The sequence below is a fragment of the Chryseobacterium aahli genome, from assembly GCF_022699665.1.
Lineage (GTDB): Bacteria > Bacteroidota > Bacteroidia > Flavobacteriales > Weeksellaceae > Chryseobacterium > Chryseobacterium aahli.
This window is the reverse complement of record NZ_JALDNB010000015.1, coordinates 39073-57505: the sequence shown is the minus strand read 5'-3', so window position 1 is coordinate 57505 and position 18433 is coordinate 39073. Positions and strand designations below refer to the sequence as shown.

The window sequence follows — 18433 nt, the reverse complement described above, 5'->3', positions numbered from 1 at the left end:
TTCAGTTCAAAATTGATATCGCGCTTCAAACAGTGGGAATTTTTTAACGGATTAACTTTTAATTTTCTTAACGCTCCATTTTCCTAAGTCAAATTTTTTAGCCCAAAAACAAAAAAACCTCATCATTGCTGATAAGGTTTTGTATAAATTCAGATAAATTAAATTATCCCATTTTTCTGTGTGTACTTTTTGTAGCTGCTTTTGCTCCTGTACTTGCTTTCACTTTTGGAGTTGCAGGCTTGTCAGCTTTTGGAGCTGCTTTTTTCGGAGCTGCTTTATCTGCAGTGATATCACCTTCAGCGCTTTCTCCTTCTGTAGTTTCAGGCTCAGCTTTCACGAAGCTTTCTGGAGTTACATATCCTGCTTTGTGAAGAATGTTATACCATTGAGCTAATTTTTTGATATCAGAAAAATATACTCTTTCTGTATCATAGTTTGGAAGTGATGCTCCCATAAATTCTCTCAACTCATCCTCAGTAGATTTGTGAGAAATTGTTTCTTTGTACTCGTAGTTTTTAGCAATATTTTCAAAAACTTCGAACAAAGGAACTTCTTTATCGAATGTGAACATTGCGATATTATCTAACAAGCTCACCTGGCTTGAGTTACCGATGCTTACTTTCTTTTTTGTTGTAACGTCTTCAATAATAAATCCGTTTTTCAATTGCGAAACTAATTTGTAAAGACCTGGTTTACCAGAAATCGAAATTATTTTTTCTAACAGCATAATCTTATTTTTTTTAAATTTTTAGCAATCTGCTCAAGACAAACTGCAGTTTATTATTTATTTACTTATTTTCTATTTTACTATTTTGGAAACCTCATTTTGTAGCTGATCGATACATCACCCTGAGAAATTTTAACCAATTTACCTTTTACCAGTTTTTTCTTTAAAGAGCTTAAATGATCGGTAAATAACGTCCCTTCAATATGGTCGTACTCATGCTGAATTACGCGGGCTCTAATATCGGAAAAAGTTTCTTTATGCTTAACAAAATTTTCGTCATAATATTCTATAACGATTGTACTTTTTCTTTTGACATCTTCTCGCACATCAGGAATCGAAAGACAGCCTTCATTAAATTTCCACTCTTCCCCCGATTCTTCAAGAATCTGAGCGTTGATGAATACTTTCTTGAAATCTTTCAACTCTTCAGCAATATCTTCATAATCTTCATCTCCTGCCAAAGGCGAAACATCTACGATAAACAGACGGATGTCTAAACCAATCTGTGGTGCTGCAAGACCAATGCCATTGGCACTATTCATCGTATCAAACATATTGTCGATGAGTTCCTGCAAACCAGGATAATCTTGATCTATTTCTTTTCCTACTTTTCTCAAAACAGGATCTCCAAAGGCTCTAATTGGTAAAATCATCTTGTTCTTTGTTCTAAAAAATTTTGCAATATGATGGTTGCGCTTACTCTATCTATTAATCCTTTCTCCTGTCTCTGTTTTTTACTTTTTCCGCTTTGGGAGATAAAAAACGAAGCCATTTTTGACGTAAATCTTTCATCCAAACGATGAACCTGAATATCGGGAAACTCTTTACTGAAAAGTTCTATAAATTTCAGAATATCCGTTTCCACCTCAGAAAGATTTCCCCGCAAATCTATGGGAAGACCTACTACAATGTCTTCTACTTTGTTTTCATTGAAATATTTTTTCAAAAATTCCATCAAAAACTTTGTTTCTACAGTCTGCAGTGCACTGGCAATAATCCTCATATCATCGGTCACCGCAATGCCACAACGAGCCTTTCCGTAGTCTATCGCAAGGATTTGTCCCATAAGTCTGCAAATTTAAGAAATTTTAATGATTTTATTCATAACGCAGTTTTTTTTATAAAATGATGTTACATTCCACATTTTTTTTTATAATTTTAATATTCCAAACTCAGAACTATGAAGAAACTCATCTTGGTAAGACACGCCAAAAGCGACTGGCCGGAAGAAACCGAAGACTTCGACAGACCATTGGCAGACAAAGGGTTACAAGATGCCTTGAAGATGTCTAAATTTTTAAAGAACAGCAATGTTGCTATCGATTATTTGGTCTCAAGCCCTGCGGTGAGAGCACTGAATACCTGCAAAATTTTTAATCAAACCTACAGGCTCAATTATATTACGAACGAAAAATTGTACAATCCTTCTGAAAATAATTTTCAATCGGTGATTTATGATTTGAATGATGATGTCGATTCGGTCGCATTTTTCTCACACAACAACGGAATTTCAAATTTCGCCAATTCTATTTCGGAAGATATTTTTCATTTTCCAACATGTGGTGTTGCGGGTTTTGAGATTAACTGCGATTCGTGGTCGCATTTTGATGGTGCTGATAAGAAACTATTGTTCTTTTATGAACCGAATAAGCTGTAGCTATCTTAATTTTGAAATTTAAATTTTTATATTTTTCTATTCTGATTTTTATTTTTTCATGTCAAAATAAAGAGAATACTTATTTTCAAAGTATTGCTGTAAATGATGTAAAACTATCACACCCACGCTCTAGTGAATGGAGATATAATCACAAAGAAAAATTTCAGACGTTTGACGATTTTCAAAAATTAAAAAAGATAAAACCTGAAGCAGAAAAAAATATAATTTATTTGCAGCCTATCGGAGAATTTAATGATTTACAGGAAAAGCAAATTGAGCTTACAAAGGAATATTTAAAAATCTATTTTCAGCTGGAAACAAAAATTCTTCCAACTATTTCTAACGAAATCTTCCCGAAAAACGTCCGAAGAATTTCTAAAAATGGACAAGAGCAAATTCTCGCAGGTTATGTTCTGGACAGTGTTTTAATTAAAAGAAAACCAAAAGATGCAGTTGTCTTCATGGGAATTACAGAAAGAGATTTGTTTCCAAAACCTGAATGGAATTATGTTTTCGGACTGGCTTCATATCAAAGCGGTGTAGGCGTAACCTCGATATACAGATTTGCTGATGGAAATTTATCTGAATCTAATTTCAGCCAAAGTTTGGAAAGATTAATGAAAATAAGCTCACACGAGATCGGTCACATGTTTGGAATCAGCCATTGTCTGAACGCAAACTGCGTGATGAACGGCACGAACAGCCTTAGTGAAACAGATGCTCATTTCGCAAGAGCTTGTTCGCTTTGTCAGTACAAACTCAATTCAAGTTTAAAATATGATGATAAAAAACGCCTGCTTGAGTTAAAGAAATTCTTTGAAGCAAATTCTTTTAACGCGGAACTTTCAAGAACAGAAAAAGATTTAAATTTAATTCAATAAAAAAACGGACTAAAAGCCCGTTTTCCTTAGTTTTATTTCAAAATTAATTATTTTCTTTTCAGATCTAAATCATCAAAATCAAAACTAAAATCTGTGATATCTGAAATCGCTTTCATCTTTGCAGATTCTGCCTTCCCGTTTTCATCGTAGCTGAAAATAATATACGCATCAGCATCATAGCTTCTGTCATCCCATTTGATAATAAATGAATTGTTTGAATACGGAAGTAGTTCACCTTTCAGTCTTGGCGAGTTTTTACAAGAAATTCTGTACGTACTTCCTTGCTGAGCAATTTCTACATCGCCAAACCAGACGTCATTGTATTTCCCTACAAACTGTTCAGCTTTTGGCTGAAGGTTTTTATTTTTTTTAAAGGCTTCTGACTTTGCGAAAGCTTCTTTCTTTTGCTTTTCGTATTCTACGTTAGCTTTTGACATTCTTTCACCGTAGGTTTTCAGCCAATTTCTGTCGGCTACACCTAAATATGAATCTTTCAAAGTATTTGTAATCGTGTTAAAAGCTGCTCCAGACTGTTGATTGGTCAAAACAACAATTCCTAATTTCATATCCGGAATTAGAGTAAACTGAGTCACTGTTCCTATCAATCCACCTGTATGCTGAACCTGCTTATGACCTTTAACATCACTTAAAAACCAACCCAATCCGTAACCGTAAAACCCAGTATCATAAGGATTTTTCATCGCAACCGGACTCGCAATCTGCACATTCCAAAGCTGCTGAATCTGTTTGTCTGAAATTAGTTTTTTGCCCTCTTTCGTTGTAAATCCATTTAAAAGAAATTCGGCCCAGGTCGTCATGTCTTTGATGTTGCTCATGATACCTCCAGCAGCGTTTGCTGTTTCATTCCAATCGTGAGGAACGGCGATTACTTTTCCGTCAGCTGGAGCGTGTGCATCTATTTTATTGGCAACAGATTTCGCTCTGTTGTAACTTCCGAAACTTGAATTCATTCCCACAGGTTTCATAATTCTCTGTTCGATAAATTCTGCCCAAGTCAAACCGGAAACTCTTTGAATCACTTCTCCTGCAACGATAAACATCACATTATTATAATCTAAAGTTGTTCTGAAAGGATTTTCAGGTTTTAAATATCTTACGTTATGAACAATGTCGTTCACTGTTAAGCTTCCACCTTCAGGAAAAAACATCAAATCGCCTTGTCCAAGACCTAAACCAGCTCTGTGTGTAACTAAATCTTTTATGGTTACATTTTGAGAAACGTAAGCATCGTTCATCTGAAATTCAGGAATGTATTTTGTAACTTTATCATCCCAGTTCAGTTTTCCTTCATCTGCCAAAATCGCTAAAGCGGTACATGTAAATGCTTTTGAATTGGAAGCAATTCCTACCAAAGTAGTGTCATCCATTGGCTGCTTAGACATCAAAGACCGTACTCCAAAACCTTTTGAATAAATTATTTTACCGTCTTTGATTACACCAACCGACATTCCCGGAACATCGAAAGTTTTTAAAGTATTTTGAATAAGTTCATCCAATTTTTTTTCTTCAACCTGCGCAAACGAGATAAAAGAGACAAGAACAAAGAATAGAGATAGCTTTTGCTTCATTTTTTTAATTTTTCCAAAGTTAATCAATTCGGGATTATTGAGTAAATTTGCTTTTTAAAGAAATTCTCATCAGCAATGACTAAAATCCTCCTCCTCTCCGATTCCCACTCATACATTGATGACAGAATTTTAGATTATGCAAAACAGGCTGATGAAATTTGGCATTGTGGTGACTTTGGAAGTTTTGAAATTATTGAGCAATTGGAAAAAATAAAACCTTTAAAAGGTGTTTGGGGAAATATTGATGGAGCAAAAATCCGTTCTGAATTTCCGGAAGTGAACCGTTTTCTATGCGAAAAAGTGGAAATTCTGATGATTCACATCGGCGGTTATCCCGGAAAATATACTCCGTTAGCTAACAAAGAAATTTCAGGAAAAGCACCAAAGTTATTTATTTCAGGGCATTCTCATATTTTGAAGGCGATGTATGATCAGAAAAACAATCTGTTACATTTGAATCCGGGAGCTTGCGGAAAACAAGGTTGGCATAAAATGAGAACGATGATGCGATTTGTAATTGATGGTGCGGAAATAAAAGATTTGGAGGTGATTGAATTGGGTGCAAAGGTTTGATTTTAAAATACAAATAACACTAATTATTTTCACTAATAACACTGATAAGAATGGTGAAAATTTGTGCTAATATCTTGTGATTGGGAGAGAGTTTGAAAGTTATCGCCGAAATTTGAATCATTAAGGTTTATTAAGGAATTGAGAATAGTTAAGTTGAGCTTTGCTTTAAGCAGGATGTTTTTTTTGAATCTATTTAGATTTTCCTTAATTAAACTTAACTTTTTAAATGGTTCTTGATGGTTCAAAAAAAGATTTCAGTTGAGAAAAAAACTGCATTTTTCCTCGCAATGACAAATAGATGTAATATGGGAATTCCCCTCCTTTGGAGGGGTGGCGAAAATTCTGAAAGAATTTTTGACGGGGTGGTTTTAGCCCCGATAGAAACGGTTACCCCACAGCAAGCCCTTCGACAGGCTCAGGACTAGCTGGCTTGCGAGGAGTATGAGTGGATAGCGGGAATAGCTCCTAAAAATGAGTGATGAAGTAATTGTAATGAATAATTGATGAATTTGGGAAATCAAAAGATTGCATTCCCGAAGGGTCAGGGGCAGGTTGTTCCTCACAATGAAAAAAATATATGAAAATAGGCGATAAAGTTTCGGTGGTAGATGAAGATTTGAGCGGAGTAATCACTTCTGTGAATGGAAATATCGTAGTTTTCAAGGATGAATATGGTTTTACCTATCAATATCCTAAGGAAAAACTGGTTCCAAAAAATGCTTCTATTTATGAAAACATAAAAGTGGTACAAAAAGCAGAACCAAGAAAAGTAACTTCTAAAAAACACGATAAAAATCCTTTGGTTCTTGACTTACATTTTCATAATTTGGTTAAAAATCCGAATGACTACGACAGTTTCGAGAGATTGTTTATGCAGAAGGAAAAACTCGTTCAGACGATTAATTTCTGCAGAAAAAATCATTTGAAAAGATTGGAAATTGTTCACGGAATCGGAGACGGCGTGCTTCAGAAATTAGTTTTGGACGTGCTTGAAAGTCAAACCGGTCTGGATTTTTACAACAAAGAAATTCTTCACCATCAATCGGGTGCGGTAATGGTAGAATTTCACTAAATTTGCAGCAATTGTTATATGAACGTACTTACTTTACTTTTTACCAAAGACGGGCTGATCTATCAGATTTCCAAGAACAAAAATGTTTTGGAAGAGAAGTCTTATCTCGTGAATGAAGAATCTCCCGCAAATTTTATTGCTGACAAACTCGAGGAAGCTTTGCTGAAACAAAGATACGATGAAGTGTCTGTGATCTCAGCGCTCAATCATTTTACTTTGATGCCGGAAGGTTTTTCTGAACATGACGCCGGATATGATTTAATTGCTTTCAATGCTCCTGTTGATAAGGAAAACGAAGAATTAATGCTTTCTGTAAATAAGAAATTTCACGTACAGTTTTATTATACTTTTCCTAAAGATTTTTACACAAAAATTAAAGATCTTTCGATTCCTGTGAAGTTTAATTTTTCGGGAGAGAAGTTTTTAAACTCAATTCATAATAAAAACAATAAAGAAATTCACATCAATCTTTACCATAACCAGTGTGAATTTTTTGCGATTGCCAACAAAAAAGTAATTTTATACAATAATCTTGACGTCAACTCTGAGGTAGATTTTCTTTATTTCGTGATGTTTACATTAAGTAAGATCGGTTTCGGAATCAACGACACCAACTTTTTTGTATATGGTGAAACTACAGAAAACGAAACATTCATTTCAGAACTTCAGAAATTCGTAAAGAATATAAAGATAGTTTTTGATAACATTCCAAACAAGAATTTCATTCTAAACTAGGTTGCAGGATACAGATTTTGGGATTTATTCCTTCTCTGCTTACCTATAATCTACACCCTAAAACCTAAAAAAAATGTACAGAATAATTGCCGGCAAGTGGAAAGCCAAAAAAATAGCAGCTCCCAAAAACTTTGACGTAAGACCGACCACCGATTTTGCGAAAGAGGCTTTGTTCAGCATCATCGAAAACAAATACGATATGCAAGCGAGTTCTGTGTTGGATCTTTTTGCAGGAATCGGCTCGATAACTTTTGAATTTGCTTCAAGAGGTTGCAAAGATGTGACTTCAGTTGAATTAAACCCTAAACACACTTCATTTTTAAATTCTACAGCTGCAGAATTGGGATTTAGCCTAAATGTAAGTGTGCAACGTGGCGACGTTTTTGATTGGCTGAAGAAATTCAGAAATAAAAAATCTTACGAAATCGTTTTCTCTGACGCGCCATTCGAGACCGAAGAGAAAAAGTATATGGAACTGATTTCTTTGGTTCTAAAAAATAAATATCTGAAACCCAACGGAGTTTTCATCGTAGAGCATCAAAGCAGAATGAAGCTCGATCATCCCAATTTGGTTGACAGCAGAAAATACGGAAATATAACGTTCAGCTTTTTTGAGCCTATTGAGGAAGAAACAACAGATTTAGAAGAAACAGATAATCAGGAAATTTAATTCCTGATTATTTTTTTTGAATTTGAGCTCGCTTCCCGTCCCCATTTTGCAATTTCCTGCACCAATGGAATCAGCGTTTTGCCAAATTCGGTCATGCTGTATTCTACCATTAAAGGTGGTTTTTCGGTAAATACTTTTCTATCAATAATTTGATCTTCTTCCATCTGCTTTAGTTGAAGACTTAGCGTACGTTCTGTAATGGTAGGAATTAATTTCCTTAATTCATTATACCTCTTAGCTTCATCAATCAGATGAAACAGGATAACCGCTTTCCACTTACCACCGATAAACTTCATGGTTACACTGGTGCTGCAAGGATAAATTTTATCATCTATTGTAAACATTTTATACTATCATTTTTAACCGTTATTGCAAATATATTAAACTTTAATTAGTTTTGTAACTATAAAATTGATAGTATGAATTTTTTAGAGAAAATGAAAAAAAGATATACCGTAAAAAAGTATAATCCTGAAGCAAAAATCAGTCAGGAAAAAATTGATGAACTGAAAGCAATATTAAATTTAAGTCCATCTTCCATCAACAGTCAGCCTTGGAACTTTGTTTTTATCAACGATCAGCAAACGAAAGAAAAATTTTCTGAATTTTCTTATCACAATAAAGAAAAAGTGATAGAATGCAGTGATTTGATTGTGTTTCAGGTATTAAAAAATGTAGAAGATTTTGAAAAGCAGATGCACGAAAATCTTCCTGAAGGTGCCATTGCATATTACAATTCAATGGTCAAACCAAAAGGTGATTTAGAAATAAAATTCTGGATGAGAAATCAAGTGTATCTTTCTCTCGGCGTTTTACTTTCCGCTTGTGCCGATATGGAAATTGATTGTACTCCGATGGAAGGAATAATGCCTGAAAAGTATGATGAAATAATACAAAATGATGTATATGAATCAATATTTGCAGTTGCGATTGGCAAAAAATCTGAAACCGACAGTAATCAACCAGCAATCACTCCCAAGAGAAGATTGGTTTCCGAAAAAATAATTGTAGAACTTTAAGAAACAAGAAAGACTCAAAAATGAGTCTTTCTTTATTTATAAAACTTTCAATTCTAAATCGATTGTCTTTCCGAAGAATTTTTTTGAAATTTTCTCAAAGTTTTTGGTAATATCCGAAAGGTAAAACTGGTACGTTGCCTTTGGATTATTGGTATTGAGAAGATGATATTTATCTAAAATAATATTCAGGTGGTTAGCAACAATATTCGGAGAATCTATAACACGAACGCGGTTTCCATAATATTGTTTGATCTCATCAATCAATAACGGATAATGCGTACAGCCTAAGATTAACGTTTCAATATTTTTAAGCTTCGCATTGCTCAAATAATTGTAAATGATAGAATGCGTAATCGGATGATTTTTAAAACCCTCTTCGATTGCAGGAACCAGCAACGGCGTCGCCAATTCATCCACTTTTATGAACTTATTGTGCTTGCGGATGCTTTTCTTATACAGGCCTGAATTTACAGTAGCTTTAGTTGCAATTACCCCCACATTATTATGAATTTCGTACGCTACTTTTTCCGCAACAGGATTGATCACGTCAATCACAGGAACTTTTCCGGCAACGGCTTGCATGACTTCATTCAAAGCATTTGCTGTAGCGGTATTGCAGGCAATAACAATGGCTTTACAGTTTTGTTCTAATAAGAAATTGGTGATTTTCGTAGCATATCCTATAATTGCTTCTTTGGATTTTTCACCGTAAGGAAGATGTTTGGTATCCCCAAAGTAAATAAGATTCTCATTGGGAAGAAGTCTTTTGATTTCTTTAGCAACCGTTAAACCACCCACACCACTATCAAAAATTCCGATAGGCTGTTGAGGCGAAAGATGCGAATAATCTTGTTTTTTAGTTTTCAAACGAAGTGAAATTTAGTGCAAAAATACTTAAAGATTTTAAATTGTAGATTTTAGATTCTATTTTTTTAAACCTGAAACAGATCTGAAGCAATCCCGTCTGCCATAAACCAATGTTTTTCAGGAATTTTGAGGTGATTATTTTCTTTGATTAGAATTCCGTCAGCGATTTTCTGTTGGAGTTCTTTATGAAATTGATCTAAAATATCTTCTTTAAACTTATTTTTTAAACTTTCGAGATCAACGCCCCAGGTTGTTCTCAATCCGATCATGATCATTTCGTTAAACTGATCTTTCGGTGAAAGAATTTCAGTCTCTTTAGCCAAAAGATTAGAATCTAATTTTTTAATGTACTGTTGATTATTGGCAATATTCCAGCTTCTTGCATCAAATCCGTTGTAAGAATGTGCAGAAGGCCCAATTCCCAAGTATTCATTATACTTCCAATAGGCAGAATTATGTTTGGAATGAAAACCTTTTTTCGCAAAATTGGAGATTTCATAATGTTTAAATTCGTGATCTTTCAGAAAATCAATCATATAATAAAACTCTCTGTTTTGTTCTTCTTCCTTTGGATTTGAAACTTTTCCGTTCGCAATCCATTTTTCTAAAGCGGTTTTGGGCTCGACCGTCAGTGCGTACGACGAAATATGGGGAACTTCAAGCGCAATGGTTTTGTTTAAATTTTGCTTCCAGATTTCTAAATTAGAAGTCGGTGAGCCGTAAATTAAGTCAATACTTAAGTTTTCAAAGCCAAAATCCTGCGCTCTTTTGATAGAACCTTCGGCATCGGAAGCATTATGTGCACGATTCATTAACCTTAAATCTTCATCAAAAAAACTTTGTGTTCCGATTGACAGTCGATTTATTGGAGAATTTGCAATTTGTTTTAAAAAGTTTTTGTCTAAATCATCCGGATTTGCCTCTAAAGTAATTTCAATGTCAGCATTAAAACTAAAATATTTTAAAACCTCATCAATCAAAGACTTGATTTCGTCTCCAGAAAGTATGGAAGGCGTTCCGCCACCAAAGTAAAGTGACTGCAGATTTTTACTTTGAAGCTCATCTTTGCGGAGAAAAATTTCTTTTTTCATTGCAGCAATCATTTCATCTTTAAAATTCAAAGACGTAGAAAAATGAAAATTGCAATAGCTGCACTTCTGTTTGCAGAAAGGAATGTGAATGTAGATCATAAAAAAAGCTCTGAAAAAATTCAGAGCTCAAATTTATTTAAATTAAATCAGATTAATATCTAAATCCTCTATGATTAATGAAGTTATCAAAGTTATAACCTACACCAAGCATAAAGCTGTTTCCACCGTACTCCTGGATGTCAGACATTCCAAGGTTATAAGTAGCTCCAATCATGAATTTGTTGAATCTTACTTTTACAACTGGTGAAATACTCAACTGTTGGTTATCAAATCTATTTTGCACACCTCTGTAGCTTACCCCGAAAGAGAATGCGTTGATGTCATTTGAGAATGTAGCCATCAAGTTTAAATCCATCATTCTTGTAGAATTCGTATTTAAATTGATTAAAGCTGAAGGAGTAATTGCAATATTGTCTGCGATCTTCCAGTCGTATCCTAAGTTTAAGAAGAATTTGATCGGCGATGGCTCGTAGTTGTTTACGATAGATTCGTCATTGCTTAATGCAATATCGTTTACGGAAATACCTCCAAATAATCCTTTATAAGTAGCCGCTAAACCGAAGTTTGCATATGCCATAAAGATATTACTTTCGTTTCCTTGCAATAATGGATCGTAACCGTCTTCTGTGTTAATTTTAGAATAATCAAAATTCATATTGTAAAAGTTTACACTTGTACCAAAAGAAAACTGATCTTTTCTTTCACCATCACTGCTTAAAGGGATGAAGTAAGAAGCTCCTGCTGTAATACCTCCCGCAGAAATAGGACCGTTGCTATCTCTAAAAACGGAAATACCCGCTCCCACTCTATCAAAAATATTAGCGTTGATCCCCACCGACTGAACGTTTGGCGACTCGCTAAATTTTGAAAATTGTTGTTGATAGTTTAGATTAAGCTGTACATAGTCCGTTTTACCATATTGTGCAGGGTTGAACAGGAACTCACCATCTAAAAGATATTGCTGATAGTATGGTAATGATTCTTGTGCTTTGTACGCATTAGACAAAAGAGCTAAACATACGATAGCATATAGTTTTCTCATAACAAATCTTGATTTCAATTCAACAAATATAAAAAAATTCTCAATATATTTTTAGTTTTCTAAATAATTTCTCCATTTTTTTACGGCATCCGTCATATCTTGGGGCATTGGGCTCTCAAAATACAATTCCTTTTTGGAAGTGGGATGTATAAATCCTAAAGTATGGGCATGAAGTGCATGTCTCGGTAAAACATCAAAGACATTTTTCACAAAGTGCTTATACTTAGGCATATTAACTCCTCGAAGGGCGACATTTCCTTCATATCTTGCATCATTAAAGAGTGTATGACCAATATGTTTGAAATGCGCACGGATTTGGTGTGTTCTTCCAGTTTCCAATTTACATTCTACCCAAGTCATGTATTTAAATCTTTCAAGAACTTTATAATGCGTTACGGCATGCTTCCCCATGCTTCCGTCTGCATAAGTGTACATCTGCATTCTATTCTTAGGATGCCTGCCTATGTGACCCGTTATGGTGCCTTCGTCTTCTTTTACGTTGCCCCAAACAAAAGCCCAATACAACCTTTTGGTTTTTCTTTCAAAAAACTGTTTGGCAAGAAAGCTTAGTGCGTATTCGTTTTTGGCAATGACTAAAAGTCCTGAAGTATCTTTATCAATTCTGTGAACCAATCCTACTCTATCCAAATCAGATTTTTCACCTTTCTTGTCAAAATGAAAAGCCAATGCATTCACAAGAGTTCCGTCCCAATTTCCAAATCCTGGATGAACTACCATTCCTGGTTCTTTATCTACAACGACTAAATCGTCATCTTCATAAACAATATGAATAGGAATATCCTGCGGAATGATTACGTTCAATCTCGGTGGATGCGCAAGCAGTAAAGAAATCTGATCTCCCGGCTTTACACGATAGTTTTGCTTTACGGGATTTCCGTTCACTACAACATTCCCGGCTCTGCAGGTTTGTGAAATTTTATTTCTTGAAGAATTCTGACGGAAATTTAAGAGAAATTTATCTATTCTTAAAGGTTCCTGCTTGCCATCAACGATAATATTCACATGCTCATACAAACCTTTGTTTTCCTCATCAATATCTACATTGTTTGGATCTAATAATTCTTCGTCTAAAAAATCTTCGTTATCTTCTGTCATTCTATTCTTTTTACATAAAAGGCTTCAACATTTTAAAGTTGAAGCCTGAATTTTTAATAAATATATTTTTTATTGGATCGTTACCTTCTTAGCTTTAGGCTTATCAGCCACAGGTGTCGTCGTCGGTTTAGACTTATTGTCTGTACTGGTTGTAGTTGCCTTAGGCTTCACTTCAGTAGTTTTTGTTGTACTTACAGGCTTAGACGTTGCAGATACTGACGGCTTCGGACTAGCCGGCTTTGGTGTAACTACAGGTGGCGGCACCGTGTTTACTGGCTCATCCTGAAAATTAGGGACTTCTTCATATCTTATCGGAGGAAGTGTGGTATCAATTTTCATTCTGTAGGTAGAATTCAGCTGTTCTATTCTGTCACGTAATTCCGCAGGAGTTTTCTTACTTGCCCAGAGGTCTATCTGCATCCCCTGATCTCGTGCATCCCCTGCCGCAGGATCTTGATAATATACGATGTCAGATTCATCCTTTCCACCATCTTCATGCTCTACAATTCCCACTTCAAAAAGATTTCTGGCAATATATGCTCTTGCTTCTTTTACAGTAAGACCCACAACATTAGGTATATTAATGTTTCTCATAGGCCCAGACCCAATTACAACATCAACAGTAGAAAATCTAGGTAAAAGTGATCCCGGTTTTAAAGAATTACCTTTAAATAAAATTCTAAGAACCGCATCTTTTTGAATACTCGGTTCAAAGATAGTATCACCAACCTTCAATCCTACCCTATCAAGTCTTTGGAATGCCAATCCTGAATATTTATTGATAACATCAGGAACGATAACAGGAGCCCAGCTTTTAGGATTCACCATCAGCTGAATTGCTCTTCCGTCTTTCACACGAGATCCGGGTGCTGGATAAACTTTCAAAACCTGAAGAGGTCTGAATTTCGGATTATACGCAGCGCTGTCTACTTCGTAGTCGAGCCCATTGTCTTCTAATATTTTGACGGCGTCATGTACAGATTTATTAATAACGTTAGGAACAGGAATTTCCTGACCATGGTTGGTATGATACTCTAACCAACGAAACGTAAGCCATACCAATCCCACAAAAATTGCGATTGCTACGAGCAAATTAACTAAAACTTTCCAATTGAAAAGTGATTTAAGCATACTTAAAAATACTTGAATTATAACGGCAAATATAACTAATAATTTTTGATTGCACTTTTTATTTAACAGAATTAGCATTTGTTTCAAATTTTCTAAAATTCAATTCGTGCGTGATATAATTTCATTAAATTTGCCTTAAATGATACAAACGGATATGAGCAAAAAACACGTTGCCGTAGTAATGGGAGGCTATTCTGACGAATATAAAGTTTCCCTGAAAAGTGGACAATTGATCTATGATTCTTTAGACAGAGATCTTTATAATGTATATAAAATTGTCATTCTTAAGGATGAATGGTATTTTTTAGATGAAAATGAGAACAAGCTTCCTATTAATAAAGGAGATTTTTCGGTTAATTTAAATAATAATGAAATTTTAAAATTTGACGTCTGCTTCAACATTATCCACGGAACTCCTGGTGAAAACGGAATTTTGCAGGCATACTGGGACGCAATCGGACAAACCTATACCGGCTGCGATTTTTACCAAAGTGCTTTGACGTTTAATAAAAAAGATACTTTAGCTGTTTTATCTAAATATGGAATTCCGTCTGCGAAAAGTGTCTATTTAAGAAAAGGAGAAGATATTAACGTTGATGAGATCATTGAAAACCTTGGACTTCCTGTTTTTGTGAAACCAAATCAATCAGGCTCGTCATTGGGGATTTCTAAAGTAAAAGATCAGTCTGAATTGATTGCAGCAACTGAAATTGCCTTTAAAGAAGACAATGAAATTTTAATTGAAAGCTTCCTCGACGGAATGGAAGTTTCTGTAGGTGTGATTGATTTCAAAGGTGAAACTATTGTTTTGGGAATTACAGAGATTGTTCCTCAAAATGAATTCTTCGATTATGAAGCTAAATATGAAGGTGCTTCAGAAGAAATTACTCCTGCAAGAATTGACGCTGAAACCACAAAAAGAGTGGAAGAAATTGCAAAAAGAGCCTACGATTCTTTAGGAATGAGCGGTTTTTCAAGAAGTGAGTTTATTTTAATGGATGGCATTCCATATATGCTGGAAATGAATACCAATCCAGGATTTTCACCAGCAAGTATTCTTCCTCAACAAGCAAAAATCTATGGAATTTCTATTAAAGATCTTTGCGGAAATGAGGTTGAAAAAGCTTTACAAAAAAGAAACTAAATATTAGAAGTTAGATATTAGAGTACATAACAACTCATAATTGATAACCCATAACTTATAACTTTATTTGCGCATGAAAATTGCTGTTTTTCCGGGGTCTTTTGATCCTATTACATTAGGACATTACGATATTATTGAGAGAGCTGCGGCACTTTTCGACAAGGTGATTATTGCCATCGGACAAAATTCTCAGAAGAAATATATGTTTCCTCTTGAGAAAAGAATGGAATTCATCCAAAATTCGGTCGCTGACTTTCCCAACGTTGAAGTAGATCATTTTGAAGGTTTAACGGTCGATTACTGTTTTGAAAAAAATGCTCAGTTTATCCTTCGAGGTTTAAGAAATCCTGCAGATTTTGAATTTGAAAAAGCAATCGCTCACACCAATCGCACTTTAGCCCACAAAAAACTCGAAACCGTTTTCTTACTGACCTCATCAGGAAAATCATTCATCAGCAGCAGCATCGTGAGAGAAATTATCAATCATGGCGGCGAATATGAATTATTGGTTCCTGACGCAGTGCGCGTTGAAAAATAATTGATAAATGATCGTTGATAATTGATTCAAATCTGAGTTTTTATCATTAATAAATATATGCATCAACAGTTCAATCTCATCATAGAAATTCTCGGAACCATATCCTTTGCGATGTCTGGGAGCTTTGCTGCGATGCAGAAGCGACTTGATCCGTTCGGAGTTTTGATTATTGCCTTCGTTACTTCGGTTGGTGGTGGAACGGTAAGAGATTTACTCTTGGATATTCCGGTTTTTTGGATGCATGATCTTTTGATGTGCGGTCTTATTTTGGCAACGAGTATTTTTTCAATGGTCTTTAAATCGATTGAGAAAAATTTCAAAGTCACTTTATTTATTTTCGACAGCTTCGGATTGGGATTATTTACGATTATCGGCGTACAGAAAGGTCTAAACGCAGACATCCATCCTTTAATTTGCATTGGCTTAGGAACCATCACCGGATGTTTTGGTGGAATTATTCGGGATATTTTATTGAATAGAATCCCATTGATTTTCAGAAAAGAAATTTATGCAAGTGCCTGTATCATAGGTGGTGCAACTTTTTTATTACTAACCCATTTCACTACACTATCTTATACTTTTATTCAGATTTCCACCATCTTAATGATTGTAAGTGTGAGAACATTAGCCGTGAAGTATCATTGGCAAATTCCGAAATTTTATGGGTATGAGAGTAATTCTGAAATGTAGCTCATGAAAAATCAGATTTTTTCATTAACGATATTGCTATTATTCTCTTGCAAACGCGAAAGTAAATTTGATTTGGAAAAAGATCTTTATCAATTTTCGCAAGCAATGGACAACGGTGACACTTTAGAAGTTAACATCAATCATTCAGCCTGTATGTTTGCTGCGTTCGAGAATTATAATTTTGTTAAGCAAAATGATACTATATTTTTAGAAACACATTCGGAAATTAGCTCATTTTCAAAACAACAACAAACTTTATCAAAAATCCCTTACTTTATAGATTCAAATGACACTCTTTCCTTTGAAAATTATTTCAAATACTTGGAAAAAGAAAACAAACCAAAACGAGATTACAGCTCCCCAATAGTCACTGTTCATTATCCAAATAAAAATCAAACTAAATATTTTAATAATGAAGGTTTAAAGGATAAATTCGAAAAGCTTGATAAACTCTTTTTAGTACGAAAGAAACTTTATCCAAATGATAAATTCTTTGAAGATTCTGGACCTCCTCCTCCGCCGCTGCCAGCATCCCACAAATAAAAAATGCACCAAACAATTTGGTGCATTTTTATTTTATTTAAAAGAATAGTTTTATTAAAACTTCCCTCTGTTTCTCATGTGAGGATTGTGAATATGCTTCTGCATTGTAGGCATTTTCAACTGATCTTTCATCATTTTGATTTGATCGGTCATCATTCCCGCTGTGTCAAGTGCTTTAGCTTCATCCAGAAGTCTTTGTCCTTCTTGTCTTCTTCCTTTAGAAATTGCGCCTGCAGCTAGATTTAAAGTAGCCATTGCTCTGTCGTGCTTCATATTGAGTCCATATTCCAACGCTTTTTTCATCAAAGGCTCAACTTTCGTAGGATGATCCTGAGCCAAAACCAAACCTTGTAAGTAGTGGTAATAACCGTATTGGATTTTGTGAAGCTCTCTTTTATAATCTTTAATATTATTTAAAAACTTTGACGCTTTTACCATATCCTGTTTTCTCAATTGCCAGAATGCCAAAAGGATATTTTCGTTTTTAAAGAAAAGAAAAATTGGAACAGCAGAAAGAATAATCAGTACAGCTCCCCAACCCCAATTTCTATTAAAAATTAGATATATTCCTATTCCAATAAAAATAGCAGCAATTACGAATTTTATGTATTTATTCATTATTAAAATTTAGAAGTGCAAAGATAATAAATTTGGTTGATTGTTCATTGTATATCGTCATTTGTAAAAGAATCGACCATCAACATTTAATGTTCGATTTTCTCATACGTCTGAAAGCTGAAATCATATTGGTTTTTATCATCTTTCTCATGAAAAACTTCTTCCGATAACTTCCAGATTTTTGGGTCGATTTTTGGGAAAAACGTATCGGCTTTCAACTCCGCTTTTACCAAAGTAACTTCAATCTTATCAGCAATTTCCATTGTTTGTTCGTAAATATTTCCGCCACCGATGATGAAGATATTTTCATCGATTTTCTTTGCAAATTTCACAGCTTCTTTAATGCTTCCTACAATCAAAATCCCTTCTTCGAACCAGTTTTTCTTTCTGGAAATGACAATATTGGTACGGTTTGGAAGTGCTTTACCTATGCTTTCATAAGTTTTTCTTCCCATGATGATCGGGTGTCCCGATGTGAGGTCTTTAAAATGTTTTAGATCTTTCGGGAGATGCCAAAGCAATTGGTTATCAGCACCAATTTCGTTTTTCTCGCCCATTGCCACCACTATTGTTGTCATTCAATTTATTTTCTGCAAAATTAGCACATAATTTGTATATTTGGGTAGCACAACAAAATTTTAAATTATTAAATCTTCATCATTGAAAACCT

23 protein-coding genes are annotated in these 18433 nt (G+C 34.6%); 11 read left to right on the top strand and 12 right to left on the bottom strand.

What is annotated here, in order from left to right:
* Positions 1-163: 163 nt before the first annotated feature.
* The 3 genes from MQX03_RS18975 to ruvX form a co-directional block, all read right to left on the bottom strand.
* On the bottom strand, positions 164-727 hold the full coding sequence (locus MQX03_RS18975) for a DUF5606 family protein (protein ID WP_242805006.1): 564 nt from the start codon (positions 725-727) through the stop codon (positions 164-166).
* 80 nt (positions 728-807) lie between these two features.
* On the bottom strand, positions 808-1380 hold the full coding sequence (gene def / locus MQX03_RS18970; protein WP_129536089.1) for a peptide deformylase: 573 nt from the start codon (positions 1378-1380) through the stop codon (positions 808-810).
* Positions 1377-1793 (bottom strand): Holliday junction resolvase RuvX, encoded by a 417-nt coding sequence (gene ruvX, locus MQX03_RS18965; RefSeq protein ID WP_242805004.1) that lies wholly within the window; start codon positions 1791-1793, stop codon positions 1377-1379. The genes def and ruvX overlap by 4 nt, the downstream gene beginning before the upstream one ends.
* Before the next feature lie 114 nt (positions 1794-1907).
* Here ruvX and MQX03_RS18960 point away from each other — a divergent pair, with 114 nt between their 5' ends.
* Both MQX03_RS18960 and MQX03_RS18955 read left to right on the top strand, forming a co-directional pair.
* Positions 1908-2384 carry a SixA phosphatase family protein gene (locus MQX03_RS18960; protein ID WP_242805002.1) on the top strand — a complete coding sequence of 159 codons (477 nt, stop codon included), beginning with the start codon at positions 1908-1910 and terminating at the stop codon, positions 2382-2384.
* Positions 2385-2395: 11 nt separating this feature from the next.
* The gene (locus tag MQX03_RS18955; protein ID WP_242804999.1) at positions 2396-3265 is read left to right on the top strand and encodes an archaemetzincin; all 870 of its coding nucleotides are present in this window, start codon (positions 2396-2398) and stop codon (positions 3263-3265) included.
* Positions 3266-3312: 47 nt separating this feature from the next.
* Here MQX03_RS18955 and MQX03_RS18950 read toward each other — a convergent pair whose 3' ends face one another.
* On the bottom strand, positions 3313-4854 hold the full coding sequence (locus MQX03_RS18950; RefSeq protein ID WP_242804997.1) for a serine hydrolase: 1542 nt from the start codon (positions 4852-4854) through the stop codon (positions 3313-3315).
* Positions 4855-4929: 75 nt separating this feature from the next.
* Here MQX03_RS18950 and MQX03_RS18945 point away from each other — a divergent pair, with 75 nt between their 5' ends.
* From MQX03_RS18945 to MQX03_RS18930, 4 genes are all read left to right on the top strand, one after another.
* Entirely contained in the window at positions 4930-5427 is a 498-nt protein-coding gene (locus MQX03_RS18945) for a metallophosphoesterase family protein (protein WP_242804995.1), read from the top strand.
* Positions 5428-6004: 577 nt separating this feature from the next.
* Positions 6005-6499 (top strand): Smr/MutS family protein, encoded by a 495-nt coding sequence (locus MQX03_RS18940; protein WP_129536083.1) that lies wholly within the window; start codon positions 6005-6007, stop codon positions 6497-6499.
* An 18-nt stretch (positions 6500-6517) separates the two neighbouring features.
* Positions 6518-7234: a DUF3822 family protein gene (locus MQX03_RS18935; RefSeq protein ID WP_242804994.1), complete on the top strand. Its 717-nt coding sequence runs from the start codon at positions 6518-6520 to the stop codon at positions 7232-7234.
* 73 nt (positions 7235-7307) lie between these two features.
* Positions 7308-7904 (top strand): RsmD family RNA methyltransferase, encoded by a 597-nt coding sequence (locus tag MQX03_RS18930; protein WP_242804992.1) that lies wholly within the window; start codon positions 7308-7310, stop codon positions 7902-7904.
* Here the strand turns inward: MQX03_RS18930 and MQX03_RS18925 are convergent.
* Positions 7901-8248: a winged helix-turn-helix transcriptional regulator gene (locus tag MQX03_RS18925; RefSeq protein ID WP_242804989.1), complete on the bottom strand. Its 348-nt coding sequence runs from the start codon at positions 8246-8248 to the stop codon at positions 7901-7903. The two genes, MQX03_RS18930 and MQX03_RS18925, sit on opposite strands and share 4 nt — an antisense overlap.
* A gap of 75 nt (positions 8249-8323) precedes the next feature.
* On the opposite strand from MQX03_RS18925, the gene MQX03_RS18920 reads away from it, so the two are divergent.
* Positions 8324-8923, top strand: coding sequence for a nitroreductase family protein (locus tag MQX03_RS18920; RefSeq protein WP_242804987.1), 600 nt, complete (start codon positions 8324-8326; stop codon positions 8921-8923).
* A gap of 36 nt (positions 8924-8959) precedes the next feature.
* On the opposite strand, the gene murI is transcribed toward MQX03_RS18920, so the two are convergent.
* The 5 genes from murI to MQX03_RS18895 form a co-directional block, all read right to left on the bottom strand.
* Positions 8960-9790 carry a glutamate racemase gene (gene murI, locus MQX03_RS18915; protein ID WP_242804985.1) on the bottom strand — a complete coding sequence of 277 codons (831 nt, stop codon included), beginning with the start codon at positions 9788-9790 and terminating at the stop codon, positions 8960-8962.
* A 65-nt stretch (positions 9791-9855) separates the two neighbouring features.
* Positions 9856-10980, bottom strand: coding sequence for a radical SAM family heme chaperone HemW (hemW, locus tag MQX03_RS18910; RefSeq protein ID WP_242804983.1), 1125 nt, complete (start codon positions 10978-10980; stop codon positions 9856-9858).
* Between the two features lie 52 nt (positions 10981-11032).
* Positions 11033-11983, bottom strand: a complete 951-nt coding sequence (locus MQX03_RS18905; RefSeq protein WP_129536078.1) for a PorP/SprF family type IX secretion system membrane protein — start codon at positions 11981-11983, stop codon at positions 11033-11035.
* A 51-nt stretch (positions 11984-12034) separates the two neighbouring features.
* A complete protein-coding gene (locus MQX03_RS18900) occupies positions 12035-13099 on the bottom strand; it encodes an RluA family pseudouridine synthase (protein WP_242804981.1) in 1065 nt (354 codons plus the stop codon).
* Between the two features lie 69 nt (positions 13100-13168).
* Positions 13169-14230, bottom strand: a complete 1062-nt coding sequence (locus MQX03_RS18895) for a PASTA domain-containing protein (RefSeq protein WP_242804979.1) — start codon at positions 14228-14230, stop codon at positions 13169-13171.
* A 154-nt stretch (positions 14231-14384) separates the two neighbouring features.
* Here MQX03_RS18895 and MQX03_RS18890 point away from each other — a divergent pair, with 154 nt between their 5' ends.
* The 4 genes from MQX03_RS18890 (at position 14385) to MQX03_RS18875 (ending at position 17145) form a co-directional block, all read left to right on the top strand.
* A complete protein-coding gene (locus MQX03_RS18890) occupies positions 14385-15374 on the top strand; it encodes a D-alanine--D-alanine ligase (protein ID WP_242805172.1) in 990 nt (329 codons plus the stop codon).
* A gap of 73 nt (positions 15375-15447) precedes the next feature.
* The gene (coaD, locus tag MQX03_RS18885) at positions 15448-15912 is read left to right on the top strand and encodes a pantetheine-phosphate adenylyltransferase (RefSeq protein ID WP_129536075.1); all 465 of its coding nucleotides are present in this window, start codon (positions 15448-15450) and stop codon (positions 15910-15912) included.
* A 57-nt stretch (positions 15913-15969) separates the two neighbouring features.
* Positions 15970-16602, top strand: a complete 633-nt coding sequence (locus MQX03_RS18880) for a trimeric intracellular cation channel family protein (protein WP_242804976.1) — start codon at positions 15970-15972, stop codon at positions 16600-16602.
* Positions 16603-16605: 3 nt separating this feature from the next.
* The gene (locus MQX03_RS18875; RefSeq protein ID WP_242804973.1) at positions 16606-17145 is read left to right on the top strand and encodes a hypothetical protein; all 540 of its coding nucleotides are present in this window, start codon (positions 16606-16608) and stop codon (positions 17143-17145) included.
* A gap of 54 nt (positions 17146-17199) precedes the next feature.
* Here MQX03_RS18875 and MQX03_RS18870 read toward each other — a convergent pair whose 3' ends face one another.
* Together MQX03_RS18870 and MQX03_RS18865 are read right to left on the bottom strand one after the other, a co-directional pair.
* Positions 17200-17763, bottom strand: a complete 564-nt coding sequence (locus MQX03_RS18870; RefSeq protein WP_242804971.1) for a DUF2892 domain-containing protein — start codon at positions 17761-17763, stop codon at positions 17200-17202.
* 86 nt (positions 17764-17849) lie between these two features.
* The gene (locus tag MQX03_RS18865; RefSeq protein ID WP_242804969.1) at positions 17850-18341 is read right to left on the bottom strand and encodes a dihydrofolate reductase; all 492 of its coding nucleotides are present in this window, start codon (positions 18339-18341) and stop codon (positions 17850-17852) included.
* Positions 18342-18433 lie beyond the last annotated feature (92 nt).

What these genes read in the sequence shown, in the direction of transcription:
- MQX03_RS18975 (WP_242805006.1), bottom strand. Translation starts at nt 727, where the DNA reads ATGCTGTTAGAAAAAATAATTTCGATTTCTGGTAAACCAGGTCTTTAC.
- def (WP_129536089.1), bottom strand. Translation starts at nt 1,380, where the DNA reads ATGATTTTACCAATTAGAGCCTTTGGAGATCCTGTTTTGAGAAAAGTA.
- ruvX (WP_242805004.1), bottom strand. Translation starts at nt 1,793, where the DNA reads ATGGGACAAATCCTTGCGATAGACTACGGAAAGGCTCGTTGTGGCATT.
- MQX03_RS18960 (WP_242805002.1), top strand. Translation starts at nt 1,908, where the DNA reads ATGAAGAAACTCATCTTGGTAAGACACGCCAAAAGCGACTGGCCGGAA.
- MQX03_RS18950 (WP_242804997.1), bottom strand. Translation starts at nt 4,854, where the DNA reads ATGAAGCAAAAGCTATCTCTATTCTTTGTTCTTGTCTCTTTTATCTCG.
- MQX03_RS18945 (WP_242804995.1), top strand. Translation starts at nt 4,930, where the DNA reads ATGACTAAAATCCTCCTCCTCTCCGATTCCCACTCATACATTGATGAC.
- MQX03_RS18940 (WP_129536083.1), top strand. Translation starts at nt 6,005, where the DNA reads ATGAAAATAGGCGATAAAGTTTCGGTGGTAGATGAAGATTTGAGCGGA.
- MQX03_RS18935 (WP_242804994.1), top strand. Translation starts at nt 6,518, where the DNA reads ATGAACGTACTTACTTTACTTTTTACCAAAGACGGGCTGATCTATCAG.
- MQX03_RS18930 (WP_242804992.1), top strand. Translation starts at nt 7,308, where the DNA reads ATGTACAGAATAATTGCCGGCAAGTGGAAAGCCAAAAAAATAGCAGCT.
- MQX03_RS18925 (WP_242804989.1), bottom strand. Translation starts at nt 8,248, where the DNA reads ATGTTTACAATAGATGATAAAATTTATCCTTGCAGCACCAGTGTAACC.
- MQX03_RS18920 (WP_242804987.1), top strand. Translation starts at nt 8,324, where the DNA reads ATGAATTTTTTAGAGAAAATGAAAAAAAGATATACCGTAAAAAAGTAT.
- hemW (WP_242804983.1), bottom strand. Translation starts at nt 10,980, where the DNA reads ATGATCTACATTCACATTCCTTTCTGCAAACAGAAGTGCAGCTATTGC.
- MQX03_RS18905 (WP_129536078.1), bottom strand. Translation starts at nt 11,983, where the DNA reads ATGAGAAAACTATATGCTATCGTATGTTTAGCTCTTTTGTCTAATGCG.
- MQX03_RS18900 (WP_242804981.1), bottom strand. Translation starts at nt 13,099, where the DNA reads ATGACAGAAGATAACGAAGATTTTTTAGACGAAGAATTATTAGATCCA.
- MQX03_RS18895 (WP_242804979.1), bottom strand. Translation starts at nt 14,230, where the DNA reads ATGCTTAAATCACTTTTCAATTGGAAAGTTTTAGTTAATTTGCTCGTA.
- MQX03_RS18890 (WP_242805172.1), top strand. Translation starts at nt 14,385, where the DNA reads ATGAGCAAAAAACACGTTGCCGTAGTAATGGGAGGCTATTCTGACGAA.
- coaD (WP_129536075.1), top strand. Translation starts at nt 15,448, where the DNA reads ATGAAAATTGCTGTTTTTCCGGGGTCTTTTGATCCTATTACATTAGGA.
- MQX03_RS18880 (WP_242804976.1), top strand. Translation starts at nt 15,970, where the DNA reads ATGCATCAACAGTTCAATCTCATCATAGAAATTCTCGGAACCATATCC.
- MQX03_RS18875 (WP_242804973.1), top strand. Translation starts at nt 16,606, where the DNA reads ATGAAAAATCAGATTTTTTCATTAACGATATTGCTATTATTCTCTTGC.
- MQX03_RS18870 (WP_242804971.1), bottom strand. Translation starts at nt 17,763, where the DNA reads ATGAATAAATACATAAAATTCGTAATTGCTGCTATTTTTATTGGAATA.
- MQX03_RS18865 (WP_242804969.1), bottom strand. Translation starts at nt 18,341, where the DNA reads ATGACAACAATAGTGGTGGCAATGGGCGAGAAAAACGAAATTGGTGCT.